General features: G+C 53.8%; 16 protein-coding genes. 6 read left to right on the top strand and 10 right to left on the bottom strand.

Going from position 1 to position 14,202, the window contains the following annotated elements; all coding sequences use genetic code 11:
• The first annotated feature begins 6 nt into the window (after nucleotides 1-6).
• The 3 genes from fdxH to fdhE are packed head-to-tail and all read left to right on the top strand — an operon-like array spanning nucleotide 7 to nucleotide 2,467.
• Nucleotides 7-909 carry a formate dehydrogenase subunit beta gene (fdxH, locus tag HBA26_RS14325; protein ID WP_003861960.1) on the top strand — a complete coding sequence of 301 codons (903 nt, stop codon included), beginning with the start codon at nucleotides 7-9 and terminating at the stop codon, nucleotides 907-909.
• Nucleotides 906-1,541, top strand: a complete 636-nt coding sequence (fdoI, locus tag HBA26_RS14330) for a formate dehydrogenase cytochrome b556 subunit (RefSeq protein WP_015569914.1) — start codon at nucleotides 906-908, stop codon at nucleotides 1,539-1,541. Before fdxH ends, fdoI begins: the two co-directional genes overlap by 4 nt.
• On the top strand, nucleotides 1,538-2,467 hold the full coding sequence (gene fdhE / locus HBA26_RS14335) for a formate dehydrogenase accessory protein FdhE (RefSeq protein WP_028014872.1): 930 nt from the start codon (nucleotides 1,538-1,540) through the stop codon (nucleotides 2,465-2,467). Before fdoI ends, fdhE begins: the two co-directional genes overlap by 4 nt.
• Before the next feature lie 39 nt (nucleotides 2,468-2,506).
• Here the strand turns inward: fdhE and HBA26_RS14340 are convergent, their stop codons facing one another.
• Both HBA26_RS14340 and HBA26_RS14345 read right to left on the bottom strand, forming a co-directional pair.
• Nucleotides 2,507-2,878: a type II toxin-antitoxin system VapC family toxin gene (locus HBA26_RS14340; protein WP_077266491.1), complete on the bottom strand. Its 372-nt coding sequence runs from the start codon at nucleotides 2,876-2,878 to the stop codon at nucleotides 2,507-2,509.
• A gap of 2 nt (nucleotides 2,879-2,880) precedes the next feature.
• Complete coding sequence (locus HBA26_RS14345) at nucleotides 2,881-3,123, bottom strand: ribbon-helix-helix domain-containing protein (RefSeq protein WP_015569912.1); 243 nt, start codon at nucleotides 3,121-3,123, stop codon at nucleotides 2,881-2,883.
• A gap of 198 nt (nucleotides 3,124-3,321) precedes the next feature.
• Here HBA26_RS14345 and HBA26_RS14350 point away from each other — a divergent pair, with 198 nt between their 5' ends.
• Nucleotides 3,322-4,242 (top strand): alpha/beta hydrolase, encoded by a 921-nt coding sequence (locus HBA26_RS14350; RefSeq protein ID WP_126346106.1) that lies wholly within the window; start codon nucleotides 3,322-3,324, stop codon nucleotides 4,240-4,242.
• 8 nt (nucleotides 4,243-4,250) lie between these two features.
• On the opposite strand, the gene fabY is transcribed toward HBA26_RS14350, so the two are convergent.
• From fabY to HBA26_RS14380, 6 genes are all read right to left on the bottom strand, one after another.
• The gene (gene fabY / locus HBA26_RS14355) at nucleotides 4,251-5,192 is read right to left on the bottom strand and encodes a fatty acid biosynthesis protein FabY (RefSeq protein WP_028014875.1); all 942 of its coding nucleotides are present in this window, start codon (nucleotides 5,190-5,192) and stop codon (nucleotides 4,251-4,253) included.
• 44 nt (nucleotides 5,193-5,236) lie between these two features.
• A complete protein-coding gene (dtd, locus tag HBA26_RS14360) occupies nucleotides 5,237-5,674 on the bottom strand; it encodes a D-aminoacyl-tRNA deacylase (RefSeq protein WP_008501836.1) in 438 nt (145 codons plus the stop codon).
• Nucleotides 5,671-6,552, bottom strand: coding sequence for a virulence factor BrkB family protein (locus HBA26_RS14365; protein WP_045260235.1), 882 nt, complete (start codon nucleotides 6,550-6,552; stop codon nucleotides 5,671-5,673). Before HBA26_RS14365 ends, dtd begins: the two co-directional genes overlap by 4 nt.
• On the bottom strand, nucleotides 6,546-7,145 hold the full coding sequence (gene yihX / locus HBA26_RS14370; protein ID WP_045260234.1) for a glucose-1-phosphatase: 600 nt from the start codon (nucleotides 7,143-7,145) through the stop codon (nucleotides 6,546-6,548). Before yihX ends, HBA26_RS14365 begins: the two co-directional genes overlap by 7 nt.
• Nucleotides 7,146-7,232: 87 nt before the next feature.
• Nucleotides 7,233-7,703, bottom strand: a complete 471-nt coding sequence (locus HBA26_RS14375) for a hypothetical protein (protein WP_028014878.1) — start codon at nucleotides 7,701-7,703, stop codon at nucleotides 7,233-7,235.
• A complete protein-coding gene (locus tag HBA26_RS14380; protein WP_048959977.1) occupies nucleotides 7,700-8,443 on the bottom strand; it encodes a winged helix-turn-helix domain-containing protein in 744 nt (247 codons plus the stop codon). Before HBA26_RS14380 ends, HBA26_RS14375 begins: the two co-directional genes overlap by 4 nt.
• Nucleotides 8,444-8,990: 547 nt before the next feature.
• Here HBA26_RS14380 and HBA26_RS14385 point away from each other — a divergent pair.
• Nucleotides 8,991-9,608: a transcriptional regulator gene (locus HBA26_RS14385; protein ID WP_088204725.1), complete on the top strand. Its 618-nt coding sequence runs from the start codon at nucleotides 8,991-8,993 to the stop codon at nucleotides 9,606-9,608.
• Nucleotides 9,609-9,679: 71 nt separating this feature from the next.
• A complete protein-coding gene (locus tag HBA26_RS14390; RefSeq protein WP_166720927.1) occupies nucleotides 9,680-12,631 on the top strand; it encodes an autotransporter outer membrane beta-barrel domain-containing protein in 2,952 nt (983 codons plus the stop codon).
• Between the two features lie 35 nt (nucleotides 12,632-12,666).
• Here the strand turns inward: HBA26_RS14390 and HBA26_RS14395 are convergent, their stop codons facing one another.
• Together HBA26_RS14395 and HBA26_RS14400 are read right to left on the bottom strand one after the other, a co-directional pair.
• Nucleotides 12,667-13,461: a DeoR/GlpR family DNA-binding transcription regulator gene (locus HBA26_RS14395; protein WP_063944014.1), complete on the bottom strand. Its 795-nt coding sequence runs from the start codon at nucleotides 13,459-13,461 to the stop codon at nucleotides 12,667-12,669.
• A gap of 34 nt (nucleotides 13,462-13,495) precedes the next feature.
• Entirely contained in the window at nucleotides 13,496-14,182 is a 687-nt protein-coding gene (locus HBA26_RS14400; protein WP_243854841.1) for a PfkB family carbohydrate kinase, read from the bottom strand.
• Between the last annotated feature and the right edge of the window lie 20 nt (nucleotides 14,183-14,202).

Raw genomic sequence — 14,202 nt, forward strand, 5'->3', positions numbered from 1 at the left:
CGACTTATGGCTTATCAATCTCAAGACATTATCCGTCGTTCCGCGACTAACGGTTTCACGCCCGCGCCTCAGGCGCGGGACCACCAGCAGGAAGTGGCGAAGCTGATCGACGTGACCACCTGTATCGGCTGTAAAGCCTGTCAGGTGGCCTGCTCTGAGTGGAACGACATCCGTGACGAAGTGGGTCACAACGTCGGGGTGTACGACAACCCGGCAGACCTGACCGCCAAGTCCTGGACGGTAATGCGTTTCTCGGAAGTGGAGCAGAACGACAAACTGGAATGGCTTATCCGCAAAGACGGCTGTATGCACTGCGCGGATCCGGGCTGCCTGAAGGCGTGTCCGTCAGAAGGGGCTATCATTCAGTATGCCAACGGCATCGTCGACTTCCAGTCCGAGCAGTGCATTGGCTGCGGCTACTGCATCGCGGGCTGTCCGTTCGACGTGCCGCGCATGAACCCGGAAGACAACCGCGTCTACAAATGCACCCTGTGCGTTGACCGCGTTAACGTGGGCCAGGAGCCTGCATGCGTGAAGACCTGCCCAACCGGCGCTATCCACTTTGGCTCCAAAGAGGATATGAAAACGCTGGCGGCAGAGCGCGTGGGCGAGTTGAAAACCCGTGGTTACGACAACGCGGGCCTGTACGATCCGGCCGGGGTTGGCGGTACGCACGTGATGTACGTGCTGCACCACGCCGACAAGCCGAACCTGTATCACGGCCTGCCGGAGAACCCGGAAATCAGCGCCACCGTGAAGTTCTGGAAAGGCATCTGGAAACCGCTGGCCGCGGTGGGCTTTGCTGCCACCTTCGCAGCGAGCATCTTCCACTACGTCGGCGTCGGTCCGAACCGTGCGGAAGAGGAAGACGACAACCTGCATGAAGAGAAAGACGAGGTGCGCAAATGAGAAAACGTGACACCATCGTGCGCTACACCGCGCCGGAACGCATCAACCACTGGGTCACCGCCTTCTGCTTCATGCTGGCGGCGATAAGCGGGCTGGGGTTCTTCTTCCCCTCCTTCAACTGGCTGATGCAGATCCTGGGCACGCCGCAGCTGGCGCGCATCCTTCACCCGTTCGTGGGTGTGGTGATGTTTGCCTCGTTTATCATCATGTTTTTCCGCTACTGGCACCATAACCTAATCAATCGGGATGATATCTTTTGGGCGAAGAATATTCGTAAGATCGTCGTCAACGAGGAAGTAGGTGATACCGGGCGTTATAACTTCGGCCAGAAATGCGTATTCTGGGCGGCGATTATCTTCCTGGTCCTGTTGCTGGTGAGCGGCGTGATCATCTGGCGTCCGTACTTTGCGCCTGCTTTCTCAATCCCGGTGATCCGATTTGCGCTAATGCTGCATTCATTTGCCGCAGTGGCGTTAATTGTGGTTATCATGGTGCATATTTACGCCGCCCTCTGGGTGAAAGGCACCATTACCGCGATGGTGGAAGGATGGGTAACCAAAACGTGGGCGAAGAAACATCACCCGCGCTGGTACCGTGAAGTCCGCCAGAAACAGGAAAAGTCATCTGAATGAGTATTCGCATAATCCCGCAAGATGAGCTGGGGTCGAGCGAGAAACGTACGGCGGAGTATATTCCGCCGTTGTTATTCCCCAGACTCAAGAACCTCTACAACCGCCGCGCAGAGCGTCTGCGCGAGCTGGCAGAGAACAACCCGCTGGGCGATTTTCTGCGTTTTGCCGCGCTGGTCGCCCATGCGCAGGAGGTGGTGCTGTACGATCACCCGCTGCAAATGGACCTGACCGCGCGCATCAAAGAAGCTAACGAGCAGGGCAAGCCGCCGCTGGATATTCACGTCCTGCCGCGCGACAAGCACTGGCATAAGCTGCTTCATTCGCTGATTGCCGAGCTGAAGCCGGAGATGAGCGGCACGGCGCTGGCGGTCATTGAGAACCTGGAAAAAGCCTCCGATCTGGAGCTGGAAGAGATGGCGAGCGCGCTGTTTGCCTCCGACTTCTCGCTGGTCAGCAGCGATAAAGCGCCGTTTATCTGGGCCGCGCTGTCGCTCTACTGGGCGCAAATGGCGAGCCTGATCCCGGGCAAAGCCCGCGCCGAATACGGCGAAGCGCGCCAGTTCTGCCCGGTCTGCGGCTCAATGCCGGTCTCCAGCATGGTGCAGATTGGGACCACGCAGGGGCTGCGCTACCTGCACTGCAACCTGTGTGAAACCGAGTGGCACGTGGTGCGCGTGAAGTGCAGCAACTGCGAGCAGACTCGCGATCTCAACTACTGGTCGCTGGAAAATGAAGACGCGGCGGTGAAAGCCGAAAGCTGCGGCGACTGCGGAACCTACCTGAAGATCCTGTATCAGGAAAAAGACCCGAAAGTTGAAGCGGTGGCCGACGATCTCGCCTCGCTGATTCTGGATGCGAAGATGGAGCAGGAGGGCTTTGCCCGTAGCTCGATCAACCCGTTCCTGTTCCCGGGTGAAGGGGAGTAATCTCCTGTGAGAGTGCCGGGCGGCGCGAGCTTGCCCGGCCTACACCTGGTAAGGCGTAAGGACCTCGTCAATACCCGCAAAATCTTTCGTGTTGCGAGAAATCAACGGACATTTTCTGCTCTGCGCTGTAGCCAGGATGATAGCATCAGGCAGTTTCATTCCATGCTTCTCACGTAGTAAAACGCTTCTTTCCGCGATATCACGAGACACATCAATAATTTCAAAAGCGCCCATCACGGCTGCCGTTTTCGCTTCATGACCATGCCTGCGAGCGCCCACCATCACTTCCATCCAGGTAATTAAGCTGATGGCACGATGCGACGCGGTATGCTCAATCGCATCCGCAGCTTCAACACGGTTGTTGAAAAGATCAATGAGAATATTGGTATCAAACACTGCCATGTGCTCCATGATTACCACTCCTCACGCAGCTTGCGTTCATACTCAAGCCCGTCCTCTTTTCTGTCTCCCCACAGACCAAGCGCATTTCGGATAACAGAAGAACTCTGCTGGTCGAGATACAGCTCAATCGCTTCGCGAAGCAGTTCAGCACGTGGTTGATTTCGCAATTGCTTGAGGTTATCCAAACGTTGAATCACGTCATCAGACAAATCGATAAGTATTCTGCCCATATCAAGTTCCGCCAAAACGCTCATATATCACCTTAGTATATCATCATTGGTTAATTTTCAGGCAAAATACTCTTTTTCAATTTACGGTGAAAGGACGTTTTTTAGGGAATGATCGATTTTGCGAGCCGATTTCCACAATATGCATCTCTCATCATTTCTCTGTTTTCATCTGCTGTAAATCAGGCTATAAACTGTATAAACACACAGTAAAAGGACGTAACCATGGCTCTGGAGAAGGGTATTGATAAGCTGGTACAGGAGTTTATTGCCGCAGGACGACCTTCCTCGCGAAAGCAGAGTATTGATGACCGGAGAAGCGGATATGTCGCCAGCACAGCGCTGGCCGGGGAAAAAGAAACTCGTGTCCAGGTTGAAACGCTAGTTCTTGAGGATTTGACCTTTCGGGTATTTTCGCCTGTCAATGCCCCTGAAACGTTACCTTGTGCCCTCTACTATCATGGCGGTTGTTTTGTCAGCGGTGGGTTTGAAACCCATGATAATCAGCTTCGCCAACTGGCGTTTTACGGTAACTGTCGGGTCATTGCGGTTCAGTACAGACTCGCGCCCGAGCATACCTTCCCGGCTGCGCATGACGATGCAGAGAGAGCGGCAGATCTTGTCTGGCAAAATGCAGAACAATTAGGTGTGGATAAAAACCGGATTACACTTTGTGGAGACAGCGCGGGAGGCCATCTTGCGCTGGTAACGTCATTGCGGCTTAAGGCCAAAGGTCTCTGGGATCCCGCGCAGCTCATTCTTATCTACCCCATGCTCGACGCTACGGCCAGTTTTGAAAGCTATACCCTCAATGGCATGGATTACGTGATTACTCGCGATACCCTTTTGAGCGGCTATGAAATGTATCTGGCTGGAGCCGACCGTCAGCATCCTGAAGTCAGCCCACTGTGGCGCAACGACTTTAGCGGTCTGCCAAAGGTCCACATTGTTACCGCTGAGTATGATCCGTTACGCGACGAAGGCGAGGCGCTTTGTCAGCGCCTCACGGAGCAAGGCGTGAAGTGTACCGCTCAACGATGGCGGGGTGTAATACACGGCTTCTTTCAGTTGGGTGGAATTAGCCAGTCAGCGCGAGACGTTATGCGAGATATTGCCTGGCGCATTAACCATGCCGGACGAGAGTGAGAAGGAGACTACTCCTCCTCGTTCCCGCCCTCTTCATACGCCCCATACGGCTTCGCAGGAAGAACGATATAGGTGCCTTCAAACACCGCGCCCGGCGTTTCATCGCCGAACAGCTCAACCTGCATCTGCACGCGCGCTTTGCGGCCACGTGCCAGACGATCAAGATCGCCGCCCAAAGCGCCCAGGTCGGCCACCGCGCTCGGCTTGCCGCTGATCGGCGCGCTGTAACGAATATGGGCATCGGCAAGAATAATAGTGCCGCCGAGATGACGCTCGCGCAGCATCAGCCAGATCAGCCCCCAGCCGGTGAGCGTCGCCAGGGAAAACAGGCTGCCGGCAAACAGGGTGTGGTGAGGGTTCTGATTGCCGGTTTCCGGCATGGTGGTAATGAATTTTTGCCCGGTGTACTGCTGAATGCGCACGCCCATCTTTTCACTCAGAGGGATGTGTTCATACCAGGCCTGCTGCAGCTGCCCGCACCAGTCCGCGCGATGAAGAATATCGTCCAGCGTGGCGATGGGTTTGATCATCAAAAAGTGGCGAATCGGCGTGGTTTGCGGAGCGGTGATTTCACCCTGGTTAACAAAACCGAGTTTGGCAAAAAACTCCACGGCATCTTCCCGGGCGCTACAGGTGACGCGCTTAACCCCTTCCTGACGGGCGACGGACTCCAGCGTCATCGCCATTAGCGTCCCCAGCCCTTTATCCTGCACGGAAGGGTGAACCGCCATAAAACGAATCGACGCTTCGTTATCAGCGTTGATATACAGTCGCCCGACGGCGACGAGGTTGCCCTCTTCGTCCATCACCATCTGATGATGGGCCATCGCATCCCAGGCGTCGCGTTCAGATCCTTTTGGCTGATGCAGTGGCTTGCGCAGCATTTCCCAGCGGAACTGGTAATACGCTTCTAACTCTTCTTCCGTTTGCGGTACTCGAAGGTGATACATAGCTGTACTCTCTCTTGTTACCCGCGGCCACGCCGCCAGTTGGCTCATACCTGGAGCCAGAATGTGACGGGGCCATCGTTCACCAGCGAGACCTGCATATCTGCAGCGAATCGTCCGGTTTGCGTATTCATTTCCTGTTGGCGACAACGCTCAACAAAGTATTCGTAAAGTGCTTCTGCACGATCCGGCGCGGCGCCTTTAGAGAAACTCGGGCGCATGCCGCGCTCGGTATCCGCTGCCAGCGTAAACTGGGAAACCACCAGCACGCTGCCGCCCGCCTGCTGGACGTTCAGATTCATCTTGCCTTCCGCATCGCTGAATATGCGGTAGCCCAGCACGCGCTCGCATAAGCGGTTCGCTTTTTGTTCGTCATCATCCTTTTCGACACCTAACAACACCAAAAGTCCTGGGCCAATTTCACCCGTCACCTCTCCCTCCACGGTGACGCTGGCACGGGTTACGCGCTGTATCAATGCAATCATGGTTGGTCTGCTTCTAATTGTTTTTCAGCTTCTGCTGCTTTTTTAAGTTCGCGGTATACGCCGAGAGTGACAGTTATTTCGGCACCAAGCAAGACGATACACCAGGTCCAGTAAACCCAGACAAATAAAATGGGGATCACCGCCAGCACTCCGTAAATCAGCTGATAAGACGGGAACATGGTGATGTAAAGGGCAAACCCTTTTTTACCCAGTTCAAAAAGCACTGCCGCCACCAGCGCCCCAACTACCGCATCGCGGTTAGGCACTCGCGTGGTCGGTACAACGCTATAGAGCAGCCAGAACGAGAGCCAGGACAGGATCAGCGGAAAAATACGCAGCACGTTATCAATCACGCTGTTTAAATCACTCGCCCAGCGCAAGGAGAGAAGATACGAACTGATTGCCAGACTCGCCCCAGCCAGCAACGGCCCCAGCGTTAAAATCATCCAGTAGACGGCAAAGGAATAGACCTTAGGACGGATTTTTTTGCTTCGCCAGATGGTGTTAAGCGCGCTGTCGATAGAGTACATCAGCAGCAGCGCGGTGACGATAAGGCCGCACGCCCCCACTGCCGTCATCTTGCTGGAGTTGGCAACAAACTGCTCGATGTAGTTCTGGATAACATCCCCGGTGGCCGGGATGAAGTTCGCGAAGACGAAATGGCGAAGCTGCAGGCTAACGTCCGCGAACATGGGGAAAGCGGAAAAGAGCGCAAAGATAACCGCCACCAGCGGCACTAATGAGAGCAACGACACGTAGGCGAGGTTACCCGCCAGCGTGGTCATGTTGTCCTCATCAATGCGGTGCCAGAGCAACTTCAGCCAGGCCCTCAGCGGGCGAGTATGATGCGTGGCTTTTTGATGAACGGTTTTTAGCATAACTGCTTCGCAAAGTAGTTCGGTATCGTCTCTTTTCCGGTCACCAGAATTGACGTGATACCCAACTGGTTAGCTCCCTCTATATTATCGGCGTTGTCATCGAAAAAGACCGCATCGGCCGCGGTGAATCCCTCTGCCTGCAAAACAGCCTGATAAATTCGCGCTTCAGGCTTACGCATACCCATCTCTTGCGAAAGATAGATCTTATCTGCCGCCGCCTTAACTTCTGGGTATTCCTCTGGCCAGAAGGTCGTGTGCAGACGGTTGGTGTTAGACAGCACGACCACCCGGTGCCCCTGCTCGCGCAGTTTGTGCATAATGTCGATCACTTCCGGACGGATCGCGACGAATACCGCCTGCCAGCCGTGAGAAAATTGTTCATAGCTTAACGAAAGCCCCATCTCCTGGCAGAAGCGTTCAGCAAACTCTTCATCGCTAATCTCGCCGCGTTCATGCTGATGGAAGGTCTCACCCATCGCGAAATCCTGCTTTAACGTCGCCAGCGGCACACGGCTAAAGTCGCTCCAGGCACCCAGCACCCGGTTAAAATCGATATCGACGATTACGTTTCCTAAGTCAAAGATATAAAGCATGTTTATCTCCTTTCGCCGTGGAGAGATAACTGTAGCGGGAATCACGAGATTTGACTATGCGTGCCGTCTAAGGTGTGCGATTGATTTTTACGGCGCGTTTTTACGGCAGTACAGCGAAGGGACGTTTGACGCGGCAAAAAGCCACGCTCCACGGTACTCATCAATCATCAGGCTCAGATCTCTTCCCGGCGTGCGATAAAAACCCGGTAGCGTTGCATTGATATCAGCCTCATCCGCACTATCGGCGAAGGTTTTAACAATACGATCGTTATTTAATACGCGCGCGTTCTGGTGATCGCTGTAGTGGAAATAGATGGTGCGGTTGACTTCAGAAACCACGTGACCAAACAGTTTACCATTAATGACAGCGGTCCCTTCCCGATGCTGCATTCGCCATGAAACCGTTCCTACAAATCGGTTTTTACCAATCGTCCACTCCACATCACCTGTACAGCGTATCGGCGCACTCGAAAAATGCGAATACGCTAACCAGCCGCTGGTAATAGCAGCCCCCAGCAACGCCGCCAGCAAAATAATACGATTCCCGAGAGTCATCATTGCTCATGCGCCCAAAAATAATGCGTGGTACATAACGCTGCCGCGTCATGTCGCGCATCGTTATTACAGACAAACGCCGCGATTCGCTCCGTTTTACTATAGCCGATGAGAAAAACGTATCGGTTTCCGGCACACAGGCTGGGATAATTTTTTAACAAGCGAAGGTAATGGTCCTGCATATGTTCATTAGGTGCATAAAAGAGTTGGCAGGCGTTGGTCGTGCTGCCCATTGAAAGTGGAATGTAGTGACTAAACGGCATGTTCTGGTGATGTTTATATAATATGACCCCGTTAATAAGCGCGATCAGAAAAAGCGTAGCGGTGGCTATTATTAACCACGCCGGCTTCTTCATCGCGGTGCCCTCGGCTATTGCCGCGTCTTCACTGGCAATTACCGGCTCGGCGGTTGGGGTAAATACTTCAACCTGGGTGGCTTCGGAAAGCGTCAGCCCACGACGCGAAATCGTTTTTACCGTATCGCGCGGTAACCCCACTTCAGCCAGCGCATTGCGCAATGTCAAAATGGCCTGGTAAAAGGTATTCGGTGTGGTGACATCGTTACGCTCACCCCATCCCACCACCATTAACTGATTTTGCGAAATTATTTCGCCAGGATGGGTAACGAGATAAAGAAAGCAGAGATTGGCAGGAAGCTGCAAATGTATCGTGCGCCCGGTAATATGATTCGCCAGGGTTTTGTTTTCCGGGTCATACTCGACCAGCTTGTTAATAAGATACAATTTTACTTTCCTCTGCAATAACAATATTTAACCCCGCAAACCCAAAAAACATACGTATATTTAACAACAGTATAGGTCAGAAGGATTAGAGCGCGACACACCCGTACCTAAGATTAGAAACATCGCATTATTTTTCAATTGATTACAAGTCAGTTTTCTTAGGCGAGCCTCAGCTAAAAGGACATAATGAGATTTCATTACACTTCACCAGGTCAAATAATTATATTGAGCCACACGTTGAGAAAAGACTGACGTTCAGGCAGATCGAGGTGACGAATCTTTAGCTATTAGTGCTATTTCGTCAATTTCCTTCCGGGGTTGTTTTTGCCGAATAATCTTAATGGATTGATGAATATTCCTGGGTAAGGTCTGGCAATCAATGTTCTGTCGCTATGTCTGCGGCCTGCAAGAATAGAGACAGCCAGGAATTTATTTTCTCTGGCATTATTTCTCATAAATACGACAGAAACGCTGGATATGTTTCAAGATTGACACATTTGAAAGGCAGTGAAATATTGATAATGAAAATAAGACAGGAGTGGACTGGATGATAACATCGTCGCGAAAGGTTGTCCGCTGTATAAGCTGCGAATTGTCCTGTCAGTTATTTCCGGATAACACGGTGCGCTCACAATACTGTGGCAGCGCCTCCTTCGCAGTTTGGCCGGTGGGAAATCATTTCCTGCAACTTGCAGTAGAAAATAAAATATTGTCTGGGAACAAGAATCATTTATTACGCGGATTTATTTTTGTAGATTTTGCGATGTATAACCTGCGCCTGCTTGTCGATCCGCAATGGATTGAACATCTGGCAATGACCAACATGCACATCGTGCTTATCGCGGACCGTAAACTGGAGGCGTTGGCTCACTACTTTTTCGCTCACCACAGTGAAATAAAGGGAATTATTTATTCAGATGACGATGACGCTATATTGCAGGAAAAAATTAACCATCTTTTTTCCGGCAGGCGAGTGAGCAGCAGGCGTGGTAATACCCTGAACACTGTTGAATTCACTTTACTTAACAGACTTATTTCAGGGGTGTGCCTCCGGGAGATAATAAAAACAACCAGCGTTGATGTGAAAAAAATTTACGTTCATAAAATACGATTAGAGAGGAAGTTAGGTACCAGCATTCATAAAATACTCGTTTCTATTTTGTAATTTCAACTTCTTAACATACCCACATTTAATGGTGTGGAGGATGTTTTACGCCTGAAAGAAAGGGGGCAGTTATGCCATATTTATTGAAACATTCACCTGTCGCCGTTGCGATTTCGCTGGCACTATCGTCAGCGCTATTTACCGCGAATGCTGCAGTTATCGATTTTGCTAATTTACCAGCCACCGGAGCAGTAACGGATTTGCCTGCAGAAATACAGGCGCTGATTCCTGCAACGGCAAACGCGAACTTTAGCAAAAATACCAGCAATCCTAACTATGTCTACCAGTACAGCCCGGGCAATATTCCAGTCTACGGGGATGGGATCACTCTCGAAGGGCCGGGGGCGGAAGCCTTTGAGCACTCCGTGACCGTTATTCAGAACTCCACGTCCGGCAGCCCGGGGGTGATATTTGGTGACGACCTGACTATTCGTACCCAGTCAAAAGTGGCTGCCAATAACGGTAAAGATGTCGACGGTATTCGTACCCACGGTATGAACACGCCGAATAACCCGGTGTTTATCATTACCGGCGACCGCACCCACATTTACGTTAATGGCCAAAGCGGCGATGGCATCAATGCCGGGTACAGCTCCTTCAGCCAGGGTTCTCTCGGCTCCGCCAATATTTATGTGGGTGACGATCTCTATATCGAAACCACCGGCAGTACCGGTCGCGGTATTAGCGCCTATGCACTGAATGATGCCTCGAAGGCCAAAAATAACATTGTCGTCGGCGATCGTGCGCATATTGTGACGCGGGGTACCTACGCCGAGGGGATTCGTACCAACCAGAGCGGCTCATCCGTCCGTCTGGGGGATGAGGCCACCATCGAAACGTTTGGCACTTCGGCCTACGGCCTGTATGCGGGTTCTGCCTCCAGAATCGAGCTGGGAAAAAAAGCGACCATTACCACCGACGCAGCCAGTGCCTCCGGCGTGTACTCTACCGGCTCGTCAACCATCACCCTTGATGAAGGCGCGACCATCACCACCAACGGTGCCAGCGCGCATGGCATCTACGCTTATACAGCAGCGGTAAATGTGGGAGATAACATCACCATTGCGGTCAACAGCAGCGAGAAAACCAGCAGCTCCGCCCAGGCGCCGCACGGGATGTATGCCTGGTCACGCGGCGTGATAACGCTCGACGGTGGGGCAACCATTACCACCGCAGGCCAGCGCGACCAGGGTAGCTATGCCCTGAACGCCAGCAATGGCGGAATTATTGATGCCTCTGCAGGCGGAAAATTCCTCCTTAACGGCGATATCCTCGCCGCAGGTGGCGTCGCGGCCAACAGTACCCTTCCGGCACAAAACAGTACCATTACGCTGACAATGGGTAACAGCTCGCTGTGGAACGGAGCATCGTACATAGAAAGCAACGCTGCCGGGACCGGTACTCTCGCGCTTACGATGAATGATGCCGTCTGGAATATGCGTGACAGCTCAACGCTGACCAGCCTGACCCTGAACGCGGGCGGCACGATAAATTTCCAGCATGCTGAGGACGCGGCCTGGCAAACCCTGACCATCAACGAGGATTACACCGGCAACGGCGGCAAGCTGGTTTTCAATACCGTGCTGTCTGACGATACCTCTGAAACTGACAGGCTGATTGTTGAAGGAAACACATCCGGTCGTACCGCGGTTGACGTAAACAACATTGGTGGTGCAGGCGCACAAACCGTTGAAGGGATTGAAATAGTCAGCGTTGGCGGCAACTCGGAGGGAACGTTTGAGAAGGCCAGCCGTATCGTAGCGGGGGGTTATGACTATAACGTTGTGCAGAAAGGTAAGAACTGGTTTCTGACCAGCCTGGCTGAACCCGTTGACCCACCGATCGACCCGGTAGACCCTCCTGTTGACCCGGTAGACCCACCGGTCGACCCCGTCGACCCGCCTGTTGACCCGGTGGATCCACCTGTTGACCCTGTCGACCCGCCTGTCGTCCCGGTAGATCCGCCCGTCGACCCGGTAGATCCGCCCGTCGACCCGGTGATTCCGCCGCAAGAACCGGTACCGCCACCTGCGCCGCCGAAAAGCGAGCATCAGTATCGCCCAGAATTTGGCAGCTATCAGGCAAACAGCTATGCGGCAAATACGCTGTTTATGACCCGCCTGCACGATCGTCTGGGTGAAACGCAGTACACCGACATGCTCACCGGCGAGCAAAAAGTGACGAGCCTTTGGATGCGAAATGTCGGCGGGCATGCGCGTTTCAACGACGGCAGCGGCCAGCTAAAAACGACAGCCAACCGTTACGTGCTGCAGTTGGGTGGCGATATCGCCCAATGGAGCACAGATGGCCTGGACCGCTGGCATCTTGGCCTGATGGCGGGCTACGGTAACAGCCAAAGCCGGAGCGCCTCCAGCCTGACCGGATACCACTCACGTGGCGAAGTGAATGGCTATAGCGTAGGTCTGTACGGTACCTGGTACGCAAACGAAGCCGATAAAAGCGGCACCTACGTTGATAGCTGGGTGCTGTATAACTGGTTTGACAATAAGGTGATGGGGCAGGACCAGGCGACCGAGCGTTATCGCTCCAGCGGCATAACCGCCTCTGTCGAAGCGGGCTATAGCGTTAAGGCGGGTGAAAGCGGCCGCAACAGCTACTGGATCCAGCCGAAGGCGCAGGCCGTTTGGATGGACGTGCAGGCTGACGACCATCGCGAGCGTAACGGCACGCGGGTGAAAGACGAAACCCAGGGCAACCTGATGACGCGTCTCGGCGTGAAGGCCTATATCAGCGGACATAACGCGATGGATGACGCTAAATCACGCACCTTCCAGCCGTTTATTGAAGCGAACTGGATCCACAATACCCAGACCACGCGCATCCGCATGGATGACGTCAGCAATGAGATGCGCGGTACGCGCAATATTGGTGAGTTAAAGACGGGCGTAGAGGGGCAGATTACCCCGCAGCTTAGCGTCTGGGGCAATGTGGCACAGCAGATTGGCGATAAAGGCTACAGCGATACGCAGGGAATGCTGGGAATAAAATACAGCTTCAAATAACAAAAAAGCCGCTGAGAAATCAGCGGCTTTTTGCTTCAGGCGATATCATCGCTGGTACAGGCCAGCACCGTTTCAACCTTGCTGGATTTCAGATGATTTTGCAGCGCCGAGCCGGGCATCTCATCGGTGAAAAGAGCCGTTGTCTGCGCCACGTTGCCAATTTCCACCGCGGCGGATGCGTTAAATTTCGTATGATCGGCCGCCAGTAAAATGTGGCGGGAGTGGGCCATCATGGTTTTCACCACGCTGGCTTCATTCACGTCAAACTCCATCATCGCGCCGTCGTGCTCAATCGCACCGACGCTGGTCACGAGATAGTCCGCCCGAAAACCAGACACAAACGCCGTCGCCGCAGGCCCGATAATGCCGCCGTTGTGCGGGCGCAGCGTGCCGCCCGGCACCATCACTTCAAAGCGCGGGTTCTTATACAGAATATGCGCCACCCGCAGGCTGTTGGTGATGATGCGCAGATGATTATGGTTAAGCAGCGCCCGGGCAACGTGCTCTACGGTCGTGCCGATGGTGATGAAAATAGTTGAGCCGTCGGGAATATAGTCCGCAATCGCCTCGGCAATCGCCCGCTTCTCTTCGGTAAGCGACACTTCGCGCTGTTCGAACGCCGTGTTCACCACGCTGGATGCCCTGCCCGCGCCGCCGTGATGACGCGTGATCAGCCCCTGCTCGCTGAGCTTACGGATATCCCGGCGCACCGTTTGCGTCGACACGTCCAGCAGCTGCGCCAGTTCATCAATGTTCATATAGCCGCGTTCGGCAATCAGCGTCAGCAGCTGATCGTGACGCGGGTTGCCGGTCAGTTCGGTAAGGCTCATGGGCTGTCCTCTGAAAACCATCACGCTCCGCATTTTATACAAAAAGTGACAAAAAAGAGCGGGTTTGATCACAGTCGGGTATACCCGCGCGCCCGCCGGGCTTTGTGCATTTCAGGGCTGCGACGGCGCTGGCAAAACGCACGGCGTCTGCGGCGGTGGATTGCTGTCCCAGGCTGAACGCCAGCGCGCCGTGGAAAACGTCGCCCGCGCCGGTGGTATCCACCACGTTCACCTCAAAGCCGGATTGATGACACAAGGCGCCGTTTTCCAGCCAGTAGCAGCCGTCTCGCCCCTGAGTGACATACACATGTCCATTTGTGAGCGTTTGTGCTTTTTTCAGGGCATCTTCTGCTTTATCCAACTGAGTTAGTCGCCGCAGGCCCGGCGCGGAGAAGGCCGCGTGGTCGCTTAAGGCTATCAGCTCCGCGATGTCCTGCGGGGTAACGTCGGCATCAAGCAAAGTAGGAACGCCCTGCTGTCGGGCCAGGGTAAACGCCTGTTTTGCCCCGTCATGCCAGCGCACGTCTGCTAAGACAATATCCCACTGGGAAAAGTCGATTTCATGCAGCCAGTCTGCCCCGGCGGGCAGATCGGGGCTGGGATAGTTGGCAATCACTCGTTCTCCGCCCGCGTCCACCAGCACCGCCGATTGTGACGATCGGGCACCCTTAAATACGCGGGTGTAACGGGTCTTCACCCCCAGGCTGTCTCTTATACACATCTGACGCTGCCGACGACGGA

The organism is Enterobacter sp. 725m/11, assembly GCF_011683705.1.
GTDB classification, from domain to species: Bacteria; Pseudomonadota; Gammaproteobacteria; order Enterobacterales; family Enterobacteriaceae; genus Enterobacter; species Enterobacter bugandensis.